Below are 18,531 nucleotides of genomic sequence, written 5' to 3'. Positions count from 1 at the left end.
ACCATAAATTTCAAAATTGCATAAACTGAAATTCAGTAACTTAGATCTTAATTAATCTATTAATAACTATAAATCTGTCCGTATCCAGGCCGTCTGAAATATAATGATTGAACCCACCTGAGTGATACAAAAAAGCGGCAAAACAGGATAAACACTGTTTGCCGCTTTTTAATTTATTTCTTTATTTTACTTCTTCAACAATTTTGCCGCTTCAATCGCATAGTAAGTCAAAACACCATCGGCACCGGCGCGTTTGAATGCCAATAGGCTTTCCAAAATGGTTTTCTCACCATCCAACCAGCCATTTTGAATAGCAGCTTGAAGCATGGCATATTCGCCGGAAACTTGGTAAGCATAAGTCGGTACGCCGAATTCGTCTTTAACTCGGCGGACGACATCCAGATATGGCAAACCCGGTTTTACCATTACCATGTCTGCGCCTTCTTGAATATCCAATGCTACTTCGTGCAAGGCTTCGTTAGTGTTTGCAGGGTCCATTTGGTAGGTTTTCTTGTCTGCCTTACCCAAATTGCCGGAGCTGCCGACGGCATCGCGGAACGGGCCATAGAACGCTGAAGCATATTTTGCCGAATACGCCATGATGCGCGTATGGATGTGTCCGGCATCTTCCAAAGCTTCTCGGATAGCAAGAATACGTCCGTCCATCATATCTGATGGGGCAATGACTTGTGCGCCTGCATCGGCATGACACAAAGCCTGTTTTACCAAAACTTCAATGGTTTCATCGTTCAGGACATAGCCATTTTCATCGGTTAAACCGTCTTGGCCGTGAATGGTGTAGGGATCCAAGGCAACGTCGGTCATGATACCCAACTCTGGGAATTTCTCGCGCAAGGTTCGTACTACTGTCGGCACCAAGCCTTCAGGATTATAAGCTTCCTCCGCAAACTCGGTTTTGTTTTGCGTTACCACGGGAAACAAAGCCAGCATAGGAATGCCGAGCTTCAGTGCTTCTTCAGCCGTAAACAACAATTTGTCCAAACTTTGGCGTTTGACACCCGGCATGGATGGGACTGCCTCTTCCTGATTCTGGCCTTCCAATACAAAAACCGGATAGATTAAATCATCTGCCGTCAAAGTATGCTCGCTCATCAGACGACGTGAAAAATCGTCTTTACGCATACGGCGCATACGGGTGTTTGAGACATAACGCGGAGGGAAATTCATAACAATTGCCTTTCAATAATGAAGTCTTAAAATCAGTCTTCGACTTGACGTATGGCTTTGACCGAACGTTTGATTTCGCTGAGCGTACCGGTTTTATAACTATTACGTTCCTGTTCGGTCATACCGTTTTGATCCAATTTGGCGATATTTTTCAATGCCTCGGCATACTGGCCGTCTGAAAGTTTTTCCTGTTTGATGCGCCAACGGTTGTTCACTTCGGAAGCCGTCCATAAGCCTACTTTGTTGTAGTAGAACAAAATGCTTGCCGCCAGCGTCTTCATATCGCTATCAGGTTTGGCACTGCCAATACTGCGGCCGATACGGTTGTTACGTTGATCGACTGCCTGGTCGGCAAGATAACGGCTGAAGTAGTCGTCTTTACCTTCTCGCAACTCCATATCCGTCAGGCGCGCATTACCTGCTTTTTCGGCAATAATGCTGTCGAATTTAGAAGCAATCGCTGCCTGCCATAATGCTTGGCGTACGGCATTGACCTGTGTTCCCCTACTGTCGCCGTTTGCTTTGTCGTCCAAACCTGTACGCTCGGCAAAGCGTGTGGCATTACTGGTCATATTGATTAAGCCTTCGTCTTCCATGCCGATAACTTGGGCGGCTACGGGATGGTTAAGCGCGAATTGAGCCATTTTACTGCGGCGGCTTTGATCTTCCTGATACGATTGACAGCCGGACAATACCAGCATGCCGAAAACGGCGCATTGAATGTGTTTTTGAATATGTTTCATGATGTAACTATCGATATTATTGTGTGAGTTCAACTTCTTTGTTTAACATAGAAACGCCCGTAAGCGCAAAATAATTCCTATACGGCCAAATCGGCGCATGAATGGCTATTTTATAATAAAAATAAGGCCGTCTGAAAATTTTCAGACGGCATAAGTATTTTTAACCTACCAAGCTTCGAATTTGCGGCCAATAAAACAGACAGGCTATCGAGCAAATAGCAATACTGATACCGGCTGCATTAATGCTACTGATTTTTTTTTTAAACATTGCCGCACCAATCAGCGTACCCAAAACAATCACGCCGATGTTCATACCGGCAAACACCAAGGTCGGATTATCCTTCATGATTTGGTGTGCTGAGATATAGGTAACAATATTTAAAAAGTTCAGGCAACCCAAAATCATACCACCCACTATGCCCTCTTTGGTCCATTTGCTTCCTTTGGCAAACAGGTAGCCAAACATCAAGATACCGGCCAAACAAAACGCCACCAGCAAATTGCCGGCAAACGCGGTACCGCTTTTCGCCACTTGTTTGAACAAAATATCGATGACACCGTAGCCGCACCAAACGCCCAAAAGCAGCATCACTTGCGTACTGAGGCCTCCGGATTTCTTACCGCCATCGTTTTTCCAAAGCAAGAAAAACAATGCTGTAAATGCCAATACCAAACCAATCAGACGGCCTTCGGTCAGTTGTTCATGAAAAAGCGTGAATGAAGCGATAATGGGCAAAAACAGCGATAAGCGTTGCGCCGCATCCGATTTGACGATACCTGCCGCATATACGGATTTGCCCATAATGACAAACACGCTTGGCAGCAAAATGCCCAAGGCCGCAAAAAGCCACCAAGTCGGTAAAAATACCTGCGGATTGCTCAAATCAGGTTTTAACACCAGCATGGTCAAAGTGACGGCAACGATGTAGTTCACCGCCACCGCCTGCTCGATATTGATTTTTTGCTTGTGCGCCACTTTCAGCAGTACGGAAACCAACACGCTACAAACGATACTTGCCAATAAATATGCCATGCTTTAAAACCATCCTTGAGTGGAGACGGGCTTATCTTCATTCAGTTTAATCAGTCCGATGACTACACGGTAAATAAACCAAATGGCAGTTACCAACAAAATCAGCCAACCAATTAAGATCAGTGTAGTAAAAGTTCCCAAAACCGTACCCACTAAAGACACCCAAAATGTCTTAATTAAATAATCGATATGACTGGCGTAAATACTGCCTTGAGCCTCATCGCGTTTAACATACGCCATAATCACACCGACAACGGGGGTAAACAAAATCAATAAGCCCACAGCGTATGTAACATAAGCAATAAAAACATAGTTTTTTACGTCAGAGCTGGGCGTGTTGACCACATTTGTCGCCGTATCATTGAAGCTGTTTTCTTTGACTTCCTGACGTTCGTACTGCATAGCCGCATCATAAGCCAGACGTTTTTCCGGATGAGACAATACTTCAAACGCCTGTCCGATGGCTTTAAACCGCTCCGCATCTTTCTGAATATCCGGATTGGCCACCAATTTGCCGTAAGCCTCGCGGATAACGTTGATATCAGCATCCTGAGATACACCCAAAACTTCGTATAAATTTAATTGTTCCATCTGTATTCCTATCCTTTATGAATCGACTGCAACATGAACATCTTTCGGATTGAGCGTCCGCAGGTTTTCAGGCTTCATGCCTACGATAAACCCTCGTTTACCGCCATTGATAAAAATCTCGTCCAAAGCCCAAATACTTTCTTCCACATAAACCGGCAACGCGGTTTTCATACCGAACGGCGATGTCCCGCCGACCAAATAGCCTGTCCATTTCGCCGCCTGATCCGCCGTTGCCGGCTCGATGTGTTTCAAGCCCAGTTCACGCGCCAGATTACGGGTGGAAATATGTTTGTCGCCGTGCATTAACACAACCAAGCCTTTTTTGTGTTCATCCTGCAAAACGATCGTTTTGATGACTTGATGCTCGGGCTTGCCCGTACATTCGGCAAAACGCGCCGTACCGCCGTGTTCTTCATACGCGTAAACATAAGGGACAAAATCGATTTTCTTACTGCGTAAAAAGCGTACTGCCTGCGTAACCGGATATTCTGCTTTACTCATGGGTTGTTTTCCGCCATCCTTTTCAGACGACCCCTCTTAAATGTGGAACGTAAACAGTCGCAATGTTACCATACCTTCTTTTTGAAATCAGGAGACAACATGGACATCCGCTATCTTGGCACAAGCAAACGCTATTCGGAAGCCGTCGTAGCCAACGGCTTGGTTTTCCTCTCCGGCATGGTTCCGGAAAATCCTGAAGCCGATGCCAAAGCGCAGACTGAAAATGTTTTGGCGCAAATCGATTCATGGCTCGTACAATGCCAATCCGACAAAGCCCACATTTTAGAAGCCACCATCTATCTGCCCGATATGAACGACTACGCCGCCATGAACGAAGCCTGGGACGCATGGACAGCCCCTGAACGCGCTCCGGCCCGCGCCTGCGTGGAGGCGAAACTGGCTTCGCCCGACTGGAAGGTTGAAATCAAAATTACCGCCCTTCAAATCAAATAAAGCACAAATATCAGGCCGTCTGAAAACGCAGCTTCAACCAAGCAAGCGCAGTTTTTCAGACGGCCTTTATTCTTTTGCGGTACAATACCGCCCTTAAATTTTTCTATTATTTCAAAGCACAAACAGCCATGTCCAAAAAAACCAAGCAAGAATTAGAAAACAACAAACTCAGCAAACGCCTGCGCCACGCCGTCGGCGATGCCATTAACGATTTCAATATGATCGAGCCGGGCGACAAAATCATGGTCTGCCTCTCCGGCGGCAAAGACAGCTACGCCCTTTTAGATATTCTGCGCCAGCTTCAAGCCAGTGCGCCGATTGATTTCGAACTGGTCGCCGTCAATCTCGACCAAAAGCAGCCGGGCTTCCCTGAAGAAGTATTGCCGACCTATCTCGAAAGTATCGGCGTTCCCTATAAAATTGTTGAAGAAGACACTTATTCCACCGTTAAACGCGTGTTGGACGAAGGCAAAACGACTTGCTCGCTGTGCAGCCGTTTGCGCCGCGGTATTCTCTATCGCACTGCAAAAGAATTGGGCTGCACCAAAATTGCCTTAGGACACCACCGCGACGACATCCTTGCCACCATGTTCCTGAATATGTTCTACGGCGGCAAACTCAAAGCCATGCCGCCCAAACTGGTAAGCGACAACGGCGAACACATCGTTATCCGTCCTCTGGCGTATGTCAAAGAGAAGGACTTGATCAAATACGCCGAGCTGAAGCAATTCCCAATTATTCCATGCAACCTCTGCGGCTCTCAGCCCAACCTGCAACGCCAAGTCATCGGCGATATGTTGCGCGATTGGGACAAACGTTTCCCCGGCCGTATCGAGTCTATGTTCTCCGCCCTGCAAAACATCGTTCCATCGCATTTGGCCGATACCGAACTCTTCGACTTTGTCGGCTTGGAACGCGGTCAAAGCCTGAAACACGGCGGCGACTTAGCGTTTGATAGCGAAAAAATGCCGGAACGTTTCTCCGACGGCAGCGAAGAAGACGAAAGCGAAATCAAAATCGAACCGCAAAAAGCCGAACGCAAAGTCATCAATATTCTGGCAAACAAACCTAAAACCTGCGGTATGTAACCGCGTTTAGACGTTCAGACGGCCTTTCAGTAGCTATTTACTGAAAGGCCGTCTGAATATTCATATTTAAAATTCTTCTATTCTTTTTTATCTATTCTTTCCCTGACAAACCGTGCAGCAGCAATCCCAATACGTCTTGCGGCAACTTTTGCGGCGCGGTGGTATAAAGCACGGTCAGTTGCGGATGGCGCATCAATATATCCGCCTGACGGATGAACAGGTCGATGAGCTCCACCGGCAAATCGGGCTGGATCAGGCGGCGTTGCTGCAGAGTATGGAAGAATCCGCGCATAAAAGCGTATTTTTCTTCGTTCAATTCGTGGAAAAACCGCTCCAGCTCCAAATCGGTGTTCTCTTCAATGTCGCGCAGGAAAGCGGCGGAATAAAGTTCTTCAAACGATTGTTTTTGCAGGGCAAACACAGCCTCGGCGGCTTCGCGCAGGCTGCATTGCCGTTCAAGCAGATTTTCAAATTCGGCACGGACGCAGTTTTTCTGCTCGGTAACAATTTCCTGCAAGAGTGCGTTTTTACCGCTGTAATATTTGTAAAAAGTGACGCGGCTGACGCTGGCCTCGGCGCAGATGCTGCCTACGGATACGGCGGAAAAGCCATGTTCGTGGAACAGGCGGCGGGCGGTGTCAACGATGGTTTGTTGTTTGCTGGCGGTCATAACGGTAAGAAGATTTTGATTTTGTTCATAAAGGTTTTTCATTAAAGTTATCCGCAAGTCGGATACTCATCATATTTCCCCACGGCGGCAATGGCAATATAACGGCTTTCAGACGGCCTCTTTCCTTATCCCTCCGCTCCGCCCTACGATTGAGGGCTATTGGATGCTTAGCAGGCTAAATTCATGAAGATTACAGAATTTCCCTCCTCCAACCTTCTCCCCCAAATACGGAGAGGGATTTTTTTGGACAATTCACGATAAGAGGGGAACCAAAGTGAATGATAAACACTTGCATTCCTGTTTCTATTTCTTATACTTTACATTAATAGTTTGTTTTATGTAAATGTGTAAAATACAAATATTTGCATACTGACGGAGCAATTGGATTACCTGATGTTCAATCCACCCCGACGTATGCCGTCTGAAAGGATAAGGAAATGCAGAAACATACTCTCCGCCGCCTCCCTCTATTGATTGCCGCCGCTTTCGCCTCCGAATGGATTTATGCCGCCGATGCGGCGCAAGATGCGGAACAGGTACAGTTGGAAGAAGTCGTCGTCACCGGCGAACGTACCAACCGCAGCGGCTTTGAAACCGCCACGTCCAACCGCGTTTTCTCCACGCCGAACATCGACCGCAGCGGCCACAACCTTTCCGCAACCGACCTGCTCAAACAGACTGTGAACACGGTGGACTTGGGCAGCGGCAACGATTTGCCGACCGTGCGCGGCGTGGATGGCTCAGGCCCCGCCGTCGGTGCGGTAGCGTTTTTCGCGGGCACGCGGCCGCGCTTGAACCTGTCCATAGACGGCCGCTCCGCCACTTACAACGAATTCGCCTTCGGCACGCAGTCGCTGTGGGACATGCAGCAAGTGGAAGTCTTGCGCGGGCCGCAAAGCCATGTACGCGGGCAGAACGCGGTGGCGGGCGCAGTGGTGATGCGCTCCAAAGACCCGACCGACGAATGGGAAGGCGCGCTGCGCTTGGGTTTGGGCAACCAGAAAACGCGCAACATCGCCGGCGTAGTGTCCGGTCCGATTGTAAAAAACAACCTTGCCTTCCGCTTGAGCACGGAGCGGCAGCAGCGCGAAAGCTATGAGCCGTTCGTGTCCTACGAGCCGACCGGCAACCCGCGCCGCGTGGAAAACACCAACGTGCGCTTCAAACTCCTGCTCACACCCGAAAACCATCCCGATTTTTACAGCCGCCTGACGCTGAACCACATCCGTTCGCGCGCGCCGCAAAACGAAATCATGGGCAACACCGCCAGCCGCCGTTTTTTAAAAGAAAAGCCCGTGTTCGTAACCGGCTCGACATCGGGCATCTGGGACGTATCGTGGCAGCTTAACGACTATCTGAAACTGGAAAACAAACTGGTTTACGGCCGCTATCACAACGAGCGGCTGCACCTGCCGATGACCGTCAGCCCGCAAGGCGTGCCCGCCGAACTCAAAGGCCGCGAACTGCAATGGGAGCCGGTATTGCATTTTTCAAACAAAGGCCGTCTGAAAGGCCTTGCCGGACTGCACTACTTCCGCAGCAAACAAGACGAATGGGTGGACATCCGCAGCGTCGGCGGTCGCAACACCTTTGACGACCGCAACAACGTGCGTGCCCTGTTTGCCGAAACCACATACAGCCCCAGCGAAAAATGGGACATCACAGCCGCCGCCCGCATTGAAAAAGAAACGCACAAACGAAGCGGCGGCAGCGGCGCACTGCACCTCGATTTAGACAAAGGCCAGACCGTCTTCCTACCCAAATTCGACATCGCCTTCAAACCCACCGACCAATGGGTCAGCGGCATCAAAGCCGCGCGCGGCTACAACCCCGGCGGCACGGGCATCACCTTCGGCCGCCCCGTCGTAACCTACACTTATGAACCCGAATATGTGAACAACTACGAGTGGTACACCCGCTGGCGCAGCACCGACCGCCGCCTGCAACTCTCCGGCAACCTGTTTCTGAACCACTACCGCGACATGCAGCTCCCCTTCTATCTCGGCACCAATTCCGTCGTCATCCGCAACGCCAAAAAAGTCCATACCTACGGCGCGGAACTCGCCGCCGACTGGCAGGCGACCGACAGCCTGAAACTCACCACCGGACTGGGACTGCTCAACACCAAAATCAAAAGCTATCCCGACAGCGGCATCGAAGGCAACAAACTCGGCCGCGCGCCCAAATACACCGCCAACATCGGCGTGAAATACCTGAACGACAAAGGTTGGGAAGCCGGCGGTGACGTGCGCTTCTACGGCGGCTACTACTCCGCCGCCGACAATGCCGAATCAGGCAAAATCGGCGCATACAACCAAGTCAACCTCTACACCGCCTACAACTTCAAACAAGGCCGCGTCTCGCTCTACGCCGACAACGTGTTCAACCGCCGCCGACCCATATTCATTTCCAGCGCCGACCACCAAGACGCACTCTACCAACGCCCCAGAAGCGTAGGTTTGAGCGCGGAATGGAAGTTTTAGACGAAGCTGAAATGATGGAGGCCGTCTGAAAAAACATAGGTCGGACATTTATGCCCGACCTACCATTTATTCCTCAAAACACCCAAAGGAATCCCATGCACTACTTCACCCCCGCCAAAACCCTGCCCGAAGGCACCATCTACCTGACAGACCTGACCCACGTCGCCGACTTCACCGACTGGCTGGCCGAATTCAAAATCCTGTTAAACCAAAACCGCCGCTTTGCTACCGTCTGCACCCCTATGCGACGGCAGGTAAGCGACGAACAGCGTATTGCCGACCGCAAAACCTACATCGAATGGATAAAGGCACACCGGCCGCAACTGTCCGAACGCTGCGCCGCCATGCTCCTCATCGAACCCGACGAAGCGCAACTGGCGTTCTTCCGCGAACAATCTTCCAAACTCGGCCCTGCATTGGGCGTGAACTACATCGTCGAAGCCGACGAACAAACCGCCTTGCTTCGCGCAGAAGAAGCATTGAAGGCCGTCTGAAAAGATACTAAACCTATTTAAATACAAATCAAGTATTGCCACCCAATATGTTCAGACGGCCTTGTCCCTTTATTTGCCTCATCCTCAAAAGAATCATGTGATGTCCGACAATCAGATTTCCCCAAACTCACACGACTGGCTACTGCTTATCGGCGGCAGCACCTACAAATTCACGCTGACCGGTTTTTACCTGGTCGCGCTGGTGGCCATTTTGAAAAACCACGGTTACAGCCTGAACCAACTGAGCTGGATTCATTTGATCGGCGGTATCGAAGCGGCGAAGGTATTGTTTGCCGCGCTGATGGAGCGGCGGCCGGCGGGGCGGTTCGGACGGTTTCGCGGCTGGCTTCTGGCGGCGACGCTGGGGCTTTCGGCGATGTTCGGGTTGGTGGCCTGTACCGACATCACGCAGAACTTCCCGCTACTTCTGGCCTGCTGCGTTTTGCTCTCGGCAATGTCGGCAGTGTACGGCTGCGCGATGCTGGGTTTGTCGTGCATCATCCTGCCGCACCGCGAACGCGGCTTCGGCGGCGTGATTCAGACGATGGCGGCGCGCGGCGGCAAGATGATCGGCGGCGCACTGGTGTTGTGGCTGTATCAGGAATATGGACAGACGGCGGCGGCGAGCTTTATGCTGGCGTTCAGCCTGCTGATGCTGCTGCAACTCTTGTACTACCGCGAGCCGGAAAGCCCGACGGCGCAAGGCAGTTGGACGGCGTTGGCAGCACGGCTGGTCTCCTTTTGGCGGCAGCCTGAAACGGGCTGGCGGTGGCTGGTTTTGCTGTTTGCCATTGCCGCACCATATGCATTTATGGCGGCAACTTTTGTACCCAAGCTGGCGGATTTGGGCTTCACCCCGAAGCAGACGGGCGGAGTTTTGGCGGTAGGTATTCCTGTTGCCTGCCTGATTGTGACGCCGCTGTCGGGCTGGTTTTCGCGCAATTATCCGCGCCGCAAACTCGTGTTCCTTCTCTACGCGCTGCAACTGCCGCTTTTGGCGTCCATGACCGCCATCAACGCGCTCGCCCGCATCCATCCTTGGCTGCCACCCGCGCAAATCATCGCCCTGAGCCTGAGCTACACGCTGCTGCTGCCGGTGATACTGGCGTTGGTGATGGACAAATCTGACTGCGCCACCGCCGCACTCGACAGCAGTCTGCAATTTTCCGTCGTCCTGCTCGGCAGTTACGCGGCCGGTTTCGCCGCCCTACGGCTGGCAAAGGCTATTGGTTATACAGATGCGTATTGGGTTGCAGTGTACTTGGCCGTATTGGTAGGCCTGCTTTTATATTTGAATAGAAATTTATTCAATCATTCAGAGCGTGATTCACAATAATTCGCTCAGATATTTATCCATCGATTTTAATTGAGCGCGCCTCCGGATAATTTTTCATTTTATTGCACAATCTCTCATGAAAATATAACAAAACGTGCCCATAATACTGCCGTTATTACACTCTTACATTCAAAAGGAACCTCATGACTGCTGTTCTCATCGTTCTCGGCTTGATTGCCATTGTTGTCGGCATTTTAGGCACTATTTATCCCGCCCTACCCGGATTGGGTTTGATGTTTGGTGGCGCATGGTTGTTGGGTTATGCCGGCGATTATCAAGTGTTTGGCTCGGGTACGCTGACCTTTTTGGCCATCGTTGCCGTATTCGGTACTGCGATGGACTATGTGGCGGGGGCATTGGGTGCAAAATATACCGGCGCAAGTAAAACTGCGGTTTGGGGCGCGTTTATCGGCGGCATCGTCGGTGCATTCTTCTCTATTCCCGGTCTGTTGCTCGGCCCGTTGGCAGGCGCGGCCATCGGCGAATTTATCGCACGCAAAGACACTTGGCAGGCAGGCAAGGTCGGTATCGGTACGTTTATCGGCTTCATCATCGGCACCGTGGCCAAAATCGGCTGCGCCTTGACCATTGCACTGACCATTCTGTTTGTTTGGTTGGCCTCGTTGTTCTAAGACAAAACATTAAAGGCCGTCTGAATTTCAAGTATTCAGACGGCCTTTTCATTTCACTATTTATTTTTCTTATTTGCCGCAGCAAGCTTTGTATTTTTTACCACTGCCACACGGGCAAGGATCGTTGCGACCCACTTTTTCGCCTTCGCGGCGGACGGTTTGCGGTTTATTGATGATGGCCTGCCAATACCAGTAAATATCCAGCAGGACGTGCGGCAAATCAGATTCCAGCTGGGTCAGCTCTTTTTCATTCAGATGCAAGATGACTTCGCCGTTTTCCTCATCGTCATAGATGCCACCCAAAGCCATAATCGGATAGAACAAATCTTCAAACTCTTCCTGATCGACTGCTTCAAACCAATCGGTAGGCACAATATCCAGTGCGTAAAGATAGGCGTTACACCATGTGTAGAAATCCGGATTGCCGGCTTCATCTTCATAAAACCACAAATCCGGCAGGATTTTCTCATTGAGCTTCATGCGCATATCGGCAGCCATTGCCATCACCAAACGCTCGATTTCGGTACGCTCTTTGGCATCAAACAAAGATTCTTCACCCAAAATTTCAGGCAGCCAGTTGGTCGGATTCAAAGCATCCGGACCGCTCAATAAAGCCATCATAAAACCTTGAACTTCATCACAACGCATGGTGTTGTGGGCTTCGGATTTGGCATCCAGCAATTCCATCAATCGGCTGCGTGCCGCTTCATCAAAAGTCAGTATTTGCATTTTCGTTCCTTAAAATAAAATCGTATTATGGTTTTCAGACGGCCTGGGCATGGATACGTTGCCGCATTTGTTCAAACAGACAAACCGTTGCCGCCATCGCGACATTCAAGGATTCAGTTTGCCCCAACATGGGGATTTTGACACAGGCTTCAGCCTTCTCTTTTATTCGTTCACTCACGCCGCTGCCTTCGTTGCCAAACACCCAAGCGCAGGGTTGACTGAGGTTCATCTCATACAACCCGATATTGCGACCGCCCAAAGCTGTTGCCCAAATTGGATGCTGATACGTTTCCATCCAAGCGGATAATTCCACCCGGCTGAAAATAGACAGCAGAAAATGCGCGCCCATTCCCGCCCGCAACACTTTGGGCGACCAGATATCTACGGAATCATTGCTGCACACAATTTGCCTGACTCCGGCTGCCGCCGCGCTGCGCAAAATCGTGCCTGCATTGCCGGGGTCTTGTACCCGCTCCAATACCACGCAATCGCCGTCTGAAGGCAAGCCAGTTTGCTTCGGAATATCAATCCAAGTCATCACATCATCGGCATCGGTCAGACTGGTGATTTTAGACAGTGCTTCGTTACCGACCCAAGTAATCAATCCCTCGTCCAACTGCGCCGTAATTTCTTGAATTTCAGTATGTTGCTGTTTCTTTTCAGGCAGATAAACCTGTTTGGGCGTGCCGCCGCTTTGCAAATAAGTTTGCAGCAGATGTACGCCTTCCAATACGGTTTCACCGCTTTCGCGCCTTGCTTTGGCCTGCGTCAAAAGACGGAATAAATGTTTGAGCTGTTCGTTTTGAGCAGAGGTAATCAGTTTCATGGAGCGCATTATAACTGTTTTGACTTCTTTGAAGCTATGCTTTCAGACGGCCTGACGGTTTTACTGCAAAAATAAAAACCCTTGCCATAAAGCAAGGGTTTTGCATGATTTCATTTTTTACTGCACAACAGTCTGCTGCTCATTTTTCTGCTCGGTACGGACAGTCGGACGATTTTCAATTTTGCCGTCTTTCGCCGCATTCGGCACAACAGTCTCGCCAGGCTCAGAAGCCGCTTTATCAACAGGCGTACCGCTTACCGGAATGATATTTTGGGCAGGCTGAGTATTAGACTTCTCTGCAACCGGCATAGCGTCACGAGAAGTTTGCGGTGTAAATTGCCATACTGCAACAGCAATCGCACACACGCTGGCAGCGGCCGCGAAGAATTTGAAGAAGCCGCTATTGGCCGCTTCACGCTGAGCATATTTTTCCTGTTTGCCTTCAGCTTCGGCTTGAGGCACTGTAAATGCTTTGCTTTGCATGGTTTCACCGGCAACACTCGCCGCCGCACCCTGACGGATACAGTCGCCGATAATGTGGTACTCATGCCAAGCGCGCAAGGCCTCCTCGTCTGCCAATACGGCATCCAGCATCTCATCAGTCAATGCTTCACCGTCCATCAATGCAGACACATACTCCAATGCTTTATTTGTTTTTTCGTTCATTTTTATTACCACCTTTGATCTTCAGAAGTATCTAACAGCGGCCTCAAATCTTTTGCAATCAGTTCACGCGCTCTGAAAATACGCGAACGTACAGTACCTATCGGACAATCCACTACCCGAGCTATTTCTTCGTAAGACAAGCCATCTATTTCCCTAAGCGTAATGGCTTGACGCATATCGTCTGGCAGTTGCGCAATGCTTGCTTCGACGGTCTGCAAGATTTCACGATTCATCATTTCAGCTTCCGGCGTATGGTAATCCGCAATCTGATCGGTTAAATCGAGAACATCTCCCTCCTCATTGGCTGCTTCCGAGCTGACAAAAAACTGACGACCCGAAGTGGTCAGGAAATTCTTTGCCGTATTGATACCGATACGGTACAGCCATGTATAAAATGCACTTTCTCCACGAAAATTTGCCAATGCACGATAAGCCCTAATCATTGCCTCTTGGGTTACATCGTGCACTTCATGCTCATCCTGAATAAAACGGGAAATCAGTCTGTTTAGCCGACGCTGATACTTGGACATCAGCATCTCGAATGCCTTATGGTCACCTTTCTGCGCGCGCTCCACCAAAACTTGATCTATTTGGCGATCGTTCATACCCAACCTTTAATCGTTTTACTGCTTTAAACCAAAAAATAGTAAAGCGTGCTGTGCACAGTAAAGACAGCAACGCTTTGAAATAGTTCCACGAGATTACACTCAATTGCCAAAGTTTATTCGTATAGATACTCTAACATTGGCTATATTTCTTGATATACATGGACTTAATAAAAGTAGTTTAATTACTAATAGTTACTAAACTTAGAGTCAACCACTTTGTCTTTTGCTATATATTTGGCTAACTTTTCATAAATAGGTAAATAACCTTGTTCCATTCGAACATCACTTCCCACCCGAAGATTAACAACAGCAAGGCACTTGTTGCCCATACTTAGGATAATCGGCCAATATTTACGGACGAGTGGCACAATATGACACTCTTGCAATAGTTTTTCGACTGATTTTTCCCGCTGTCCCGACTGAATCACATCACCTTTGGCCACACTTCTAAGTACTGCCGGCTTCTCCAACTCCTCTTCCGACAAACCTCCCTTAAACGGTAATAAAACAAAATCATTTTCCAACAAAATATCTTTCAGACGGCCTCGAACTTCCCTGCCATTACACCAAGGAAGGTTTTGAAACTCACTTTCCTGACAAACAAACAGCTTGTCCCGATATGCGACCAGTTCCCCTTCTGGCAAATTCAACTGCGCCTGATCAGCGGTTTCCAATACTCGGGCAAAAGCGGCAATACTGTGATAAGAAGGCAATGATTCCGTTTGCTTTCGCAAAAAATACCAAAGCAACCGACGACGCAAAAGCGGCGTACATTGCCGCCACAGACTGATACTGAATATCCCGTTTAGACTGATGCGCTGGTATTCAGACTCAATCAATTCATCTAAAAGATGCAAATCTTCCTGCAATAATCGAACATTGGCACAAATTTGCTGCTCAAAATTCGGAATATGCTGCTGCCATTGCGGTAAAGCCTGATTTCTCATCCAATTACGTAAATAGCCGGAGTCTTCATTACTCTCGTCTTCGACAAAAGACAATCCCCATTGTTGCGCATACTCAGCCAGTTCCTGACGGGAAAATGCCAAAAGCGGCCGCCAGATTTGGATCTCTTCATTTAAATCACGCCATACCGGCATAGCCGCCATACCGCGCAATCCGCCTCCGCGTACAGCCGACAACATAAATGTTTCGATTTGATCATTGCGGTGATGGGCCAAAACAATAATTTTCCTCAGGCCGTCTGAAAATGCCTGATATCGTGCAGCCCTAGCCGCCGCTTCCAAACCTTTTCCTTGTTTTTCCACATTGACACGACACACCCGCAAGACAACATTCAGACGCTGACAATAATCCTGACAAAATTTTGCCCAACTGTCGGCATTGGTACTTAAACCATGATGAACATGGACGGCACGCAAATCAAAATAGCGAAATTCGCGCATCCGATGCAAAAGATGCAGCAGAACGACAGAATCCAATCCGCCACTCAAGCCAACTTCAAAAACAGTGTGGCTCAACAAATCAGGAAAAGCTGCTTGAAAACTTTTAAATAGGGAATCAGGGGATACTTGCGACATTTCAGACGGCCTGAAATTGTGAATGACTCAAAAATAGAACACAAAAAAAGCAAGCAGCGACATCTGCTTGCTTTTTCAGCAGTCAAACTTATTTATCGGTAAATTTACCGTAAGCCATGATGCGGTCAAAACGGCGAGAAAGCAAGTCAGGCATGGTCATACTTTGCGCTTCGCTTAATTGCTGCTCCAAAACGGTTTTAACATTTTTCATCGTAGTTTCAAAATCACGGTGTGCGCCGCCCAAAGGCTCATCAATCACTTTGTCGATGACATCCAATTCTTGCAGGCGTTTGGCGGTAATACCCAATGCTTGCGCGGCATCTGCTGCTTTTTCAGCAGTTTTCCAAAGAATAGAGGCGCAGCCTTCGGGAGAAATCACCGAATAAGTCGAGTATTGCAGCATATTGACGTAGTCACCGACAGCCACTGCCAACGCACCACCTGAACCACCTTCGCCAATGATGGTGCACAATACCGGCACATGCAGACGGGTCAGTTCGTATAAATTACGGCCGATGGCTTCAGACTGGCCGCGTTCTTCCGCACCAATACCTGGATACGCGCCCGGGGTATCGACAAAGGTCATGACCGGAATATTGAATTTTTCGGCAGTCTGCATCAAGCGCAGTGCTTTACGGTAACCCTCAGGACGCGGCATACCAAAATTGCGGCGGATTTTTTCTTTGGTATCGCGGCCTTTTTGATGGCCGATAACCATCACGCTTTGGCCGTTGAAACGAGCCAAACCGCCGACAATGGCATGATCGTCAGAATAATGGCGGTCGCCGTGCAACTCTTCAAAATCGGTAAAAATACCGTTGATGTAGTCTAAAGTATAAGGACGTTGCGGATGACGGGACACTTGTGAAATTTGAGCCGGAGTCAGCTTGCTGAAAATCGACTTGGTCAACTCGCTGCTTTTCTTTTGCAGTCTGGCAATCTCGTCGGAAATATCAACGGCAGATTCGTCTTGTACGAATCGCAACTCGTCGATTTTATTGGTTAATTCGGCGATGGGTTGTTCGAAGTCCAAAAAAACGGGTTTCATAAAACAAAGCTCTCGGTAACGGTTGCTGACATGATACGCTAATCAGACGTATTTGACAGCATTTCTCAAAGGGAAACTGCCATCTTTTGCAATAAAAAATCTTTCAGACGGCCTTTAACAAAGAAATAGTATATCTGCACTAAACGAATGAAGTGCCGTATCTTATGATAAACTTCAATTCAGTTCAATCATTTCAAACAGGCTATGAAAAACGATCATGACAATTCGTCCATGCGCTTGGACAAATGGCTGTGGGCCGCGCGCTTTTTCAAGACCCGCGCGCTGGCACAAAAACATATTGAGCTGGGCAGGGTTTTGGTAAACGGCTCAAAGGTGAAAAACAGCAAAAATATCTCTGCCGGCGACACCATCGACATGACTTTGAACTCCCTACCCTACAAATTCAAAGTTGCCGCGCTCAATCATCAACGCCGCCCGGCACCGGAAGCGCGTTTACTCTACGAAGAAGACATGAAAACGGCTGCCGAACGCGAAGCTCAAAAACAGCTCGACCAGGCCAGCCGCATCAGTGCCGCTTATCCGGACGGACGCCCAACCAAACGCGACCGCCGTCAGCTTGACCGTATGAAGCGCGATAGCTGGTAAGCGTTGAATCCATTGTTTCAGACGGCCCCATATCCATGCCGTCTGAAAACCAAAAACAGGCAGGACATCCTGCCTGTTTTTTATTTGTGATGATTAAAATTTATATTCTAACTGGCCACGAATAACGTTTACATCCTGCTTATCCGTGCCGACAGTAGGCGTAACCTGTTTGCCGGCCAAATAGAAGCCTTTGAGTTTCCAGTTTTTCCAAGGAATATAGGTCGCACCGATTTGCACGCCTTGGACGTTTTTGCTGTAATCCTCAGCAGAAGAGACACCGGACAACGAACCGACACGGCGGTAGTTCAAGAATACGTCGTAAGAATTACGGACGTTCCAGTCGGCTGATTTATAGCGTACTTCAGTGAACACGCCATCATTTTTGATTTTTTGTCCGGCATCATTATAGGCTTTGATATTGGACTTGCTGACTGCGGCCATCCAATGCCAATCATCATTAAACTTGATGTCCGTACCGATTTCTCCGAAGACCGCATTTTTCTTCGCACCGCGTACATCGATGTCTTTCATGTAGCTGACGGTTGCGCCTACGTTGATATTCTCATTCACAGGCAACATGCTTTGAACCGCGGCAAAATGTCTGCGGCGGCCGCCAATGCCCCATGCGTTGTCGTTCAGATTGCCAGTGCGGCGGCCTGCATAAATTTTGGTAGGCAGGGTTTTATTGTCGAAGAAGATTTCGCCGCCAGTTACTTCGGCATCCCATACGCGGCCGTATGAAGAGAACGCACCAAATTTACCAACACGCGCTTTAATGTGGTTGTACAAAGTGCCTTCAGCATACAGTTTATTCACCGGCACATCATGATCGCCATTGAATTTACCGGTTTCCAAATCGATATTCGGCTCGATTTGCGCAACCAATTTCCAGTCTTTGTACAGTTTTGCGCGTAACCAAAACTCTGCATTAAAGTTGGCATTGGTATCTTCGGGCGTCGGATTAATGCCGCTGTTGTTGGCATTGATGTCTTTAGTATCCGCACGCACGCGCAAGCCACCATTCACAGTCAACAAATCATTAAAAATGCTTATTTTATCGTCATCTTTGCGAATGATACTGCCGGAATTGACGTAATCGTTGGTGGTAGCCAAAGCCGCCGCATCACGTCCGCCATCAGCATTCTCTGCCAAGGAATAAGACGATGAAGCCAATAAAATACAGGTTGCAATCAGTTTGGTTTGAAATTTCATGCCGACTCTCCAAAAGAAGGTATTGAAAGTGAAGTATTCGATAAAGCGTACAAAATTATGAATTTCGTATAAATTATTCATTT

General features: G+C 48.9%; 20 protein-coding genes. 7 read left to right on the top strand and 13 right to left on the bottom strand.

Annotated features, from left to right (window positions below; all coding sequences use genetic code 11):
* Nucleotides 1-186: 186 nt before the first annotated feature.
* The 5 genes from hemB to ybaK all read right to left on the bottom strand — a co-directional run bounded on the left by hemB (nt 187) and on the right by ybaK (nt 4,056).
* The gene (gene hemB, locus TW89_RS07075) at nt 187-1,188 is read right to left on the bottom strand and encodes a porphobilinogen synthase (RefSeq protein WP_128580979.1); all 1,002 of its coding nucleotides are present in this window, start codon (nt 1,186-1,188) and stop codon (nt 187-189) included.
* Between the two features lie 32 nt (nt 1,189-1,220).
* Nucleotides 1,221-1,931, bottom strand: a complete 711-nt coding sequence (locus TW89_RS07070) for a DUF6973 domain-containing protein (protein WP_128580978.1) — start codon at nt 1,929-1,931, stop codon at nt 1,221-1,223.
* 160 nt (nt 1,932-2,091) lie between these two features.
* Complete coding sequence (locus TW89_RS07065) at nt 2,092-2,964, bottom strand: DMT family transporter (protein ID WP_128580977.1); 873 nt, start codon at nt 2,962-2,964, stop codon at nt 2,092-2,094.
* Nucleotides 2,965-2,967: 3 nt separating this feature from the next.
* Nucleotides 2,968-3,555, bottom strand: a complete 588-nt coding sequence (locus TW89_RS07060; protein WP_128580976.1) for a DnaJ domain-containing protein — start codon at nt 3,553-3,555, stop codon at nt 2,968-2,970.
* Nucleotides 3,556-3,570: 15 nt separating this feature from the next.
* Nucleotides 3,571-4,056 carry a Cys-tRNA(Pro) deacylase gene (ybaK, locus tag TW89_RS07055; RefSeq protein WP_128580975.1) on the bottom strand — a complete coding sequence of 162 codons (486 nt, stop codon included), beginning with the start codon at nt 4,054-4,056 and terminating at the stop codon, nt 3,571-3,573.
* 99 nt (nt 4,057-4,155) lie between these two features.
* On the opposite strand from ybaK, the gene TW89_RS07050 reads away from it, so the two are divergent.
* Both TW89_RS07050 and ttcA read left to right on the top strand, forming a co-directional pair.
* A complete protein-coding gene (locus tag TW89_RS07050; protein WP_128580974.1) occupies nt 4,156-4,509 on the top strand; it encodes a RidA family protein in 354 nt (117 codons plus the stop codon).
* Nucleotides 4,510-4,637: 128 nt separating this feature from the next.
* Nucleotides 4,638-5,597 (top strand): tRNA 2-thiocytidine(32) synthetase TtcA, encoded by a 960-nt coding sequence (gene ttcA / locus TW89_RS07045; protein ID WP_128580973.1) that lies wholly within the window; start codon nt 4,638-4,640, stop codon nt 5,595-5,597.
* A 91-nt stretch (nt 5,598-5,688) separates the two neighbouring features.
* Here ttcA and TW89_RS07040 read toward each other — a convergent pair whose 3' ends face one another.
* Nucleotides 5,689-6,309, bottom strand: a complete 621-nt coding sequence (locus tag TW89_RS07040; RefSeq protein ID WP_128580972.1) for a TetR/AcrR family transcriptional regulator — start codon at nt 6,307-6,309, stop codon at nt 5,689-5,691.
* Nucleotides 6,310-6,704: 395 nt separating this feature from the next.
* On the opposite strand from TW89_RS07040, the gene TW89_RS07035 reads away from it, so the two are divergent.
* The 4 genes from TW89_RS07035 (at nt 6,705) to TW89_RS07020 (ending at nt 11,212) form a co-directional block, all read left to right on the top strand.
* A complete protein-coding gene (locus TW89_RS07035; protein WP_128580971.1) occupies nt 6,705-8,750 on the top strand; it encodes a TonB-dependent receptor in 2,046 nt (681 codons plus the stop codon).
* Between the two features lie 95 nt (nt 8,751-8,845).
* Nucleotides 8,846-9,244 (top strand): extensin, encoded by a 399-nt coding sequence (locus TW89_RS07030; RefSeq protein WP_128580970.1) that lies wholly within the window; start codon nt 8,846-8,848, stop codon nt 9,242-9,244.
* Between the two features lie 100 nt (nt 9,245-9,344).
* Nucleotides 9,345-10,580 carry an MFS transporter gene (locus TW89_RS07025; protein ID WP_128580969.1) on the top strand — a complete coding sequence of 412 codons (1,236 nt, stop codon included), beginning with the start codon at nt 9,345-9,347 and terminating at the stop codon, nt 10,578-10,580.
* Between the two features lie 143 nt (nt 10,581-10,723).
* Nucleotides 10,724-11,212, top strand: coding sequence for a DUF456 domain-containing protein (locus tag TW89_RS07020; RefSeq protein ID WP_003746916.1), 489 nt, complete (start codon nt 10,724-10,726; stop codon nt 11,210-11,212).
* A 69-nt stretch (nt 11,213-11,281) separates the two neighbouring features.
* On the opposite strand, the gene TW89_RS07015 is transcribed toward TW89_RS07020, so the two are convergent.
* The 6 genes from TW89_RS07015 to TW89_RS06990 form a co-directional block, all read right to left on the bottom strand.
* On the bottom strand, nt 11,282-11,941 hold the full coding sequence (locus TW89_RS07015; protein ID WP_049348483.1) for a YecA family protein: 660 nt from the start codon (nt 11,939-11,941) through the stop codon (nt 11,282-11,284).
* A gap of 34 nt (nt 11,942-11,975) precedes the next feature.
* On the bottom strand, nt 11,976-12,767 hold the full coding sequence (locus TW89_RS07010; protein WP_128581046.1) for a TrmH family RNA methyltransferase: 792 nt from the start codon (nt 12,765-12,767) through the stop codon (nt 11,976-11,978).
* 117 nt (nt 12,768-12,884) lie between these two features.
* Nucleotides 12,885-13,433 (bottom strand): sigma-E factor negative regulatory protein, encoded by a 549-nt coding sequence (locus tag TW89_RS07005; RefSeq protein ID WP_128580968.1) that lies wholly within the window; start codon nt 13,431-13,433, stop codon nt 12,885-12,887.
* Between the two features lie 5 nt (nt 13,434-13,438).
* On the bottom strand, nt 13,439-14,038 hold the full coding sequence (gene rpoE, locus TW89_RS07000) for an RNA polymerase sigma factor RpoE (RefSeq protein WP_128580967.1): 600 nt from the start codon (nt 14,036-14,038) through the stop codon (nt 13,439-13,441).
* Between the two features lie 188 nt (nt 14,039-14,226).
* Nucleotides 14,227-15,582 carry a tRNA lysidine(34) synthetase TilS gene (gene tilS / locus TW89_RS06995; protein ID WP_128580966.1) on the bottom strand — a complete coding sequence of 452 codons (1,356 nt, stop codon included), beginning with the start codon at nt 15,580-15,582 and terminating at the stop codon, nt 14,227-14,229.
* An 88-nt stretch (nt 15,583-15,670) separates the two neighbouring features.
* Complete coding sequence (locus tag TW89_RS06990) at nt 15,671-16,630, bottom strand: acetyl-CoA carboxylase carboxyltransferase subunit alpha (protein ID WP_049333774.1); 960 nt, start codon at nt 16,628-16,630, stop codon at nt 15,671-15,673.
* Between the two features lie 204 nt (nt 16,631-16,834).
* On the opposite strand from TW89_RS06990, the gene TW89_RS06985 reads away from it, so the two are divergent.
* Nucleotides 16,835-17,236, top strand: coding sequence for an RNA-binding S4 domain-containing protein (locus tag TW89_RS06985; protein WP_003679090.1), 402 nt, complete (start codon nt 16,835-16,837; stop codon nt 17,234-17,236).
* 93 nt (nt 17,237-17,329) lie between these two features.
* Here TW89_RS06985 and TW89_RS06980 read toward each other — a convergent pair whose 3' ends face one another.
* Nucleotides 17,330-18,529 (bottom strand): hypothetical protein, encoded by a 1,200-nt coding sequence (locus TW89_RS06980; protein WP_128580965.1) that lies wholly within the window; start codon nt 18,527-18,529, stop codon nt 17,330-17,332.
* Nucleotides 18,530-18,531: the final 2 nt, after the last annotated feature.

It is taken from the genome of Neisseria flavescens (assembly GCF_001618065.1).
GTDB classification, from domain to species: domain Bacteria; phylum Pseudomonadota; class Gammaproteobacteria; order Burkholderiales; family Neisseriaceae; genus Neisseria; species Neisseria flavescens_A.
This window is presented reverse-complemented; position numbering and strand designations above follow the sequence as displayed.

What these genes read in the sequence shown, in the direction of transcription:
- hemB (WP_128580979.1), bottom strand. Translation starts at nt 1,188, where the DNA reads ATGAATTTCCCTCCGCGTTATGTCTCAAACACCCGTATGCGCCGTATG.
- TW89_RS07070 (WP_128580978.1), bottom strand. Translation starts at nt 1,931, where the DNA reads ATGAAACATATTCAAAAACACATTCAATGCGCCGTTTTCGGCATGCTG.
- TW89_RS07065 (WP_128580977.1), bottom strand. Translation starts at nt 2,964, where the DNA reads ATGGCATATTTATTGGCAAGTATCGTTTGTAGCGTGTTGGTTTCCGTA.
- TW89_RS07060 (WP_128580976.1), bottom strand. Translation starts at nt 3,555, where the DNA reads ATGGAACAATTAAATTTATACGAAGTTTTGGGTGTATCTCAGGATGCT.
- ybaK (WP_128580975.1), bottom strand. Translation starts at nt 4,056, where the DNA reads ATGAGTAAAGCAGAATATCCGGTTACGCAGGCAGTACGCTTTTTACGC.
- TW89_RS07050 (WP_128580974.1), top strand. Translation starts at nt 4,156, where the DNA reads ATGGACATCCGCTATCTTGGCACAAGCAAACGCTATTCGGAAGCCGTC.
- ttcA (WP_128580973.1), top strand. Translation starts at nt 4,638, where the DNA reads ATGTCCAAAAAAACCAAGCAAGAATTAGAAAACAACAAACTCAGCAAA.
- TW89_RS07040 (WP_128580972.1), bottom strand. Translation starts at nt 6,309, where the DNA reads ATGAAAAACCTTTATGAACAAAATCAAAATCTTCTTACCGTTATGACC.
- TW89_RS07035 (WP_128580971.1), top strand. Translation starts at nt 6,705, where the DNA reads ATGCAGAAACATACTCTCCGCCGCCTCCCTCTATTGATTGCCGCCGCT.
- TW89_RS07030 (WP_128580970.1), top strand. Translation starts at nt 8,846, where the DNA reads ATGCACTACTTCACCCCCGCCAAAACCCTGCCCGAAGGCACCATCTAC.
- TW89_RS07025 (WP_128580969.1), top strand. Translation starts at nt 9,345, where the DNA reads ATGTCCGACAATCAGATTTCCCCAAACTCACACGACTGGCTACTGCTT.
- TW89_RS07020 (WP_003746916.1), top strand. Translation starts at nt 10,724, where the DNA reads ATGACTGCTGTTCTCATCGTTCTCGGCTTGATTGCCATTGTTGTCGGC.
- TW89_RS07015 (WP_049348483.1), bottom strand. Translation starts at nt 11,941, where the DNA reads ATGCAAATACTGACTTTTGATGAAGCGGCACGCAGCCGATTGATGGAA.
- TW89_RS07010 (WP_128581046.1), bottom strand. Translation starts at nt 12,767, where the DNA reads ATGAAACTGATTACCTCTGCTCAAAACGAACAGCTCAAACATTTATTC.
- TW89_RS07005 (WP_128580968.1), bottom strand. Translation starts at nt 13,433, where the DNA reads ATGAACGAAAAAACAAATAAAGCATTGGAGTATGTGTCTGCATTGATG.
- rpoE (WP_128580967.1), bottom strand. Translation starts at nt 14,038, where the DNA reads ATGAACGATCGCCAAATAGATCAAGTTTTGGTGGAGCGCGCGCAGAAA.
- tilS (WP_128580966.1), bottom strand. Translation starts at nt 15,582, where the DNA reads ATGTCGCAAGTATCCCCTGATTCCCTATTTAAAAGTTTTCAAGCAGCT.
- TW89_RS06990 (WP_049333774.1), bottom strand. Translation starts at nt 16,630, where the DNA reads ATGAAACCCGTTTTTTTGGACTTCGAACAACCCATCGCCGAATTAACC.
- TW89_RS06985 (WP_003679090.1), top strand. Translation starts at nt 16,835, where the DNA reads ATGAAAAACGATCATGACAATTCGTCCATGCGCTTGGACAAATGGCTG.
- TW89_RS06980 (WP_128580965.1), bottom strand. Translation starts at nt 18,529, where the DNA reads ATGAATAATTTATACGAAATTCATAATTTTGTACGCTTTATCGAATAC.